This window comes from Methanobrevibacter oralis (genome assembly GCF_001639275.1).
Taxonomy (GTDB): Archaea; Methanobacteriota; Methanobacteria; order Methanobacteriales; family Methanobacteriaceae; genus Methanocatella; species Methanocatella oralis.
On the sequence record NZ_LWMU01000095.1, the window covers coordinates 1 to 6,744 of the forward strand.

The 6,744-nt window shown below is 22.9% G+C and carries 2 protein-coding genes; both read left to right on the forward strand.

Annotated elements, in window-relative coordinates; translation table 11 throughout:
- Positions 1-230: 230 nt before the first annotated feature.
- Positions 231-2,165 (forward strand): right-handed parallel beta-helix repeat-containing protein, encoded by a 1,935-nt coding sequence (locus MBORA_RS08160; RefSeq protein ID WP_063720526.1) that lies wholly within the window; start codon positions 231-233, stop codon positions 2,163-2,165.
- A 169-nt stretch (positions 2,166-2,334) separates the two neighbouring features.
- Complete coding sequence (locus MBORA_RS08165; RefSeq protein WP_063720527.1) at positions 2,335-6,339, forward strand: C1 family peptidase; 4,005 nt, start codon at positions 2,335-2,337, stop codon at positions 6,337-6,339.
- The last annotated feature ends 405 nt before the right edge of the window (positions 6,340-6,744 follow it).

Consider the following 6,744-nt stretch of genomic DNA (forward strand, 5'->3'; position numbering starts at 1 on the left):
GGAAATACACTAGATAAACACACAAAAAGAATTTATAGAACACCAGAAGGAATATTTAACTACATCATGGCAAGAAAAAATGGTTGGATAGAAAACCAAAAAAAAGTCCTAACAAATTGACAGTCCCGTAATTAATTATTTATATGGCTTTATATAAATTAATAATTAATTCCTTATTGATGTTTAACTTAAATTTTATTTAATTAAATATAATTAAGGAGGAAATTAATATGATTAAAAAATTAAATAAGATAATACTTGTATTTCTGTTTTTAATGGTATTGTCTATTTCTGTTGTTTCAGCAGCAGATAACATGACTTCTGAAATTGTTTCAGCTGATGAAAATAGTGTATTGGCTGTTGAAGAAGTAGATGATACTATTGGTGTTGATTCGAATGAAGAAATTTTAAGAAATACTAAACCTGGAACATTCAAGGATTTGCAAAAATTAATTAACAATGCAAAACCAGGTGATACAATAACCTTGAATAAAGACTATGCATACAAAAAAGGCGATTCTGAAATACTCATTAACAAAGCATTAACTATAAATGGGAAAAATCACAAAATTGACGGAAAATCATCAACCAGAATATTCACCATCACTGGATCAAATGTTAAATTAAATGAAATAAAATTCATTAATGCAAATCCATATGATCCTTATTATGGTGATGGTTGGGAATCTGATACTTCTCAAGGAGGTGCTATTTTATGGATAGGCCATAATGGATATGTAAATAAATGTAAATTCACTAATAATCATGCTTGTTATGGTAGTGCTGTATATTGGAAAGGTAATAACGGCACATTATCTAATAACATCTTTGAACGAAATTTTGATAGTGAAACTATAATGTGGAAAGGTAATAATGGTAAATTAAGTGGAAATACTTTTATAGGTAATCATGCTAGACATAATCTTATTTCCATTGAAGATTGTTATTGTGAAATAGAGTTTAATACATTTTTAAATAATTTTGGTATGAGCTATATTATTGCATCTAATCTCATCAATTGTGTAAAAATAGAAAATTGTATTTTTTTTGATAATAATAATTTTGATTTAATAGATAGAGAAGCTTTTATTATTGATGATGATAATGTAAATAAATCTATATTTTATATATTTCGTGATATATCTAATCCTAATGTTAAAGTATCTAAGTTAATTTATAGTTATGAAAATTATGATGTTGATTATTACTATGAAAATGGTACGAAAATTGCTAGTGGTAAATTAAATGAAGGTATTGTATTAAAAAATTTAGCTTTTGGCAATCATATGATTATTATGAAATATACAAATAGTAAAGGTAAAGTTATAACTCATTATTTAGATATATCTACTAAGGGAACATATTTAAAGGCAAAAAATATTTTAATGTTTCAAAATGATGGAACTCAATATATTTTAAGATTAGTATATCATAGGGGTACTCCACTAATTAATAAGCATGTTGGAATATCTATTTTTAAAGATGGTGAATTTAATGCTTATTATTATAAAACTACTGATGCTAATGGCTATATTAAATTACCTATTAAACAAAAAGCAGGTAATTATGATATTTTTGCTAGTTGTCTTGAAGAAACTTCAGAAGAAGGATTTTTCATGCCTATTCTTATTAAAACTACTTTAAAAATTTTAAAATCTCCAATAACTCAAAATAAAGATTTAAAAGCATTTTATTTAGGAGGAACTTTTAAAGTAAGAATAATAAAAATCAATGGTGAGTCAGTTGGTGCTGGAAAAACAGTTAAATTCACAATAGCTGGGAAAACATACACTAAAAAAACAAGTAAAAATGGATGGGTTTATCTAAAAATCAAACAAAAACCAAAAACATACACTATAACCACTCAATATGGTAAATTTAAAGTAAAAAACACAATAATCGTCAAACCACTATTAATAGCAAAAAATATTGTTAAGAAAAAAACAAAAACAATTAAATTCAAAGTAAAACTCGTAAACTCAAAAGGAAAACCACAAGCCAAAAAGAAAATAACATTCAAATTCAAAGGAAAAAAATACAAAAAACTAACAAACAAAAAAGGAATAGCTACACTAAAAATAAAACGCCTAAAAATAGGAAAATATAGAATTTATACAGCATATGGTGTATCAAAAATTAAAAACACAATAAAAATTAAAAGATAAGGAATTAACTTCCTTATTTTCATTTTTTTTAAAAAAAACCCACATCTATAACTTCATCTAAAATTTAACTCAGTTCAAAATACTGTTTTAATTTTTAAAATTATATAAGTTATTAATTTTATAAAAATAATTACATAAATATTCAAGTTTAAATTGGAGGGAATAAACTTTGATAAAAATAAAGAAAATATTTTTATTAACAATATTTCTGCTTTTTTTCATTATTATTCCAGTAAGTTGTGCTAGTGATAATTTAACAAAGATTAACAGTAATATTTCCTATGAAGATATTAAAGATAATTCAATTGTTAGTTTAGATGATGGAGATTATGATTTAAATTTTACTTATATAAAAATTAATGATTCTCATTTAATTTATGGTCAATCACAAAACAAAACTAGTATTAATTCTAATGATTGTAAATTTGATATTGTAGATAATGCTTCTTTGTCTTTTAAAAATTTATCATTAAATGGTGTTGATTTTAAAATTAAAAGTACTGGAAAGTTATACTTTCATAATACTTCTTTGAATAATTGTAATTTTAGAATTTATAATGATTGTGAGTTATTTTTTGATAATGTAAGTTGCATATATTCAAATATTTTTAAAAATAATTTTTTAGAGTTAAGATTTTCTTATTCGAATAATTTATATGCAAATATTAATGATAAGGAATTTTTATTTAAAAGTGTTAGATTATTTAAAGGAAATATTGATATTTGCATTGATACTATTTTTAAGATTAATAAGGCTAATTTAATTAATTCTTCTATTAAAAATCAAGGAATTTTAATTTTAGGCAATGTATCTTCTATTAATTCTATTTTTGAAAATAATGAACTTTTAAATGCATCTAATTGTATTTTTACTAATAATTTTGATGAAAATATTATTAAAACTACTTCATTTCACTCTACATGCAATTTAATTAACTGTACTTTTATAAATAACACTGCAACTTTTGGAGGAGCTATTAATGCGAATAATTATGCAACAGTAAATATTATAAACTCAATTTTTATTTCAAATAATGCTTATAGGTATGGTGGAGTTATATATGCATATAATAAAGTCAAATTAAAGATTATAAATTCAATATTTAATAATGGTCAAGCTACTCGTTATGGTGGTGCTATTGCATGTGAAAATAGTGAGATGGATATTATAAATTCTACCTTTTTTAATGATTCATCAATTAATGATTCTGGTGGAGCAATTTATCTTATAAATTCTAGGTTAAATGCAAATAAATTAAACATCAATAGTTGTTTTTCAAATTTTGGAGGAGCAATTTGTTCTTTAAATTCTAATATTACAATAATTAATTTTAAAGGTTATAATAACTATGCAAAGTATGGAGGTGCGATTTATCATTTATATTCTTCATTTTCGTTAAATAATTCAATTTTAAATAATAATTCTGCTTTAAATGGTGGAGCATTATTTATAGACAATTCATCATCACTAAACTTAAATAACATTTCATTTATAAATAATAAAGCATCAAAATTTGCTGGAGCACTTTATCTGTTATTAAATCCAGTTAAAAAGATTAGTAACTTAAGATATATTAATAATAAAGCTTTAAAATATAATGATGAATGGGAGAGTAGTATTCCTAGTTTGTTTATAGGTAATAATAATTATACTCTTATTTATAGTAATTCTATATTTAGTGGATTTATACCAAGTTATTATAGTTTAATTGATAAAAATTTAATAACTTCAGTTAAAGATCAAAAAGACAGTTTTAATTGCTGGGCTTTTGCTTCATTAGCTGCTTTAGAATCATGTATTCTAAAAGCAACTGGAGACAGATATGATTTATCCGAAGAAAATATGAAAAATCTAATGGAATTATATTCTGATTATGGATGGAAGATGAAAACTAATGAAGGTGGTTTTGATGATATGGCTATTGGATATCTTGTAAGTTGGTTAGGTCCTATTAATGAATATGAAAACCCATTTGATGTTAAAAGTGTATTATCACCAGTATTAAATTCTTTGTTTCATATTCAAAACATTGTTTTTTTAAAGAGAAATAATTTTACAGATAATAAAGCTATTAAAGAAGCAATTTTAAAATATGGTGCTGTTTCCACTAAAATGTATCACTTTCCTTCTTATTTAAAGGATGATTTAAATTATTATTATGATGGGAATGATAGATGTAATCATGCAGTATGTATTGTTGGTTGGGATGATAATTATCCTAAAAATAATTTTAAAAAAACACCAAAAGGCAATGGTGCTTGGATAGTTAAGAATAGTTGGGGTAATTCTTCAGGTAATAGGGGATATTTTTATGTTTCATATTATGATACTAAATTTGCTCAAGTTGGTCAAAATGAGGCATCATACACTTTTATTCTAAATGATACTGTAAAATATGATAAAAATTATCAATATGATATTGTTGGTAAAACTGATTATTTATTTACTAATAAAAATACAATTTACTATAAAAATATTTTCAATTCAACAGATAATGAATTTTTAAGTGCTGTTTCAACTTATTTTGAGAAAAAATGTAGTTGGGAATTGTTTATTAATGTAAATAATAAATTAAAACTCACTAAAAAAGGAACTTCAACTGCAGGTTATTATACGATTGATTTAGGTTCATATATACCAATTAGATTAGGGGATACTTTTGAAGTTATCTTTAAAATTAAAGCTTCAAATGTGGCTTTTCCAATTTCAGAAAAAGTTTTATCTAATAAGTTATTGTATCCAAATGACAAGTCATTTTTTAGTTATGATGGCAAAAAATGGATTAATTTATATAATTTTAAACATAAATATCTAAATCATACTTATAATTCTCAAGTAGCTTGTATTAAGGTATTTACAATATTAAATGAAATTAATACAACATTAAACTTAAATATTTATCAAAATCATAATAAATTAAATTTAATAGCTGATGTTTATAATGAATTTGGATGTATTGTTCAAGCAGGCAATGTAGTATTTTTATTAGATGATTTAAAATACACTGTTCCTATTAAAAATGGTAAGGCTAGTCTTAATCATGTATTTATGACTAAAGGTGATAGATTAATTTCAGCAAGATATATTAATTCAGGATATAACTCTTTTAAAAAAGAAAAATCAATTAGTATAAATAATATTAAATTTATTCCAACTACTTTAAGCAGATCTAATTTAACTGTTTATTATAAAAGTGGTGTTTTAACTCTTATTTTAAAGGATTATTATACTAATCCAATAGCTGATGCTTTAATATCAATTAATAAAAAAACACTTAAAACAAATAAATATGGTATAGTTAAGTTTAATTTAGATTTAAATGTAGGATTACATGAATTAACTGCTTATTTTCAGGGTAAAGGTGATTATTTATCCTCAAATAGTAAATCAATAATAAAAGTACTATCTACTATTAAAGCTAATGATTTATCAAGAGGATATAATAGTGCTTATGACTACAAAGCAACATTTTTAGATTCTAAAGGTAAGTTATTAACAAATAAAAAAGTATCATTTATTATAAATAATAAAAAATATCATGTTAAAACAGATTCTAAAGGTGTTGGAATTTTAAAAATAAAATTAGTTAGAGGTAATTATATAATTAAGTCTATTAATCCGCAAACTGGCGAAAAGATATCAAAAATTCTTAAAATTATCCCAAGATTAAAAGAAAATAAAAATGTAGCAAATTATTTTGGATCTAAAACAATTTATAAGGTAAGAGCATATGGTGATAATGGAAAAGTTCTTGGTTCTGGAGTTAGCATTACTTTTAAAATTAATTCAAAAACTTATAAGATTAAAACAGATAAAAAAGGATATGCAACATTAAAAATAAAACTTAAAACTAGTAAATACACGATTACATCTGTTTATAAAGGTTTTAAAGTGGTTAATAAAATAACTATAAAACCAGTTTTAATTACTAAAAATCTTTTTGTTAAAAAAACTAAAAAAATTAAATTCACAGCTAAATTAGTTAATTCAAAAGGTAAAATTGTTAAAAATAAAAAAATTACATTTAAAATTAATCATAAAACATATAAAATCAAAACTAATTCAAAAGGAATAGCTATATTAAAATTAAAAAATTTAAAACTTGGTAAGTATAAAATTTATTCAATTTATTCTAAATCTAAAATCAAAAATACCATTACTATTAAAAAATAACCTTGTAGAAACCCTCCTTTATAATATTTGTATTGCTCTGTAAATGTTATATAATACATTTTTGAGTTTTCTTTCTTTATTTTGAAGTGTTGTGCTTCTACTATAGTTTCCTCCGCTGAATCTTCTTTTCATTACATATATTACGCTTTCTATATTCATTTTGTGCATATATATCGTGCCAAAAGATTGTGGCACTAATTTAGTCTGTAATGTCCTGTTTTTACACCCTCTTTTTTTTAATGGTCAGGATGGGACATGACTCTCATTAATTTTTAAAATTTTTTTCGCTTATTTTTTTCCTTTAATTTTATATACTATGAAGTACAATCTTTTATTATAAATATTAATATTTATGGTTGTTTTATTTATGGTTTTAAAAGATGATACTATTAATCAGACTATGTT

What these genes read in the sequence shown, in the direction of transcription:
- MBORA_RS08160 (WP_063720526.1), top strand. Translation starts at nt 231, where the DNA reads ATGATTAAAAAATTAAATAAGATAATACTTGTATTTCTGTTTTTAATG.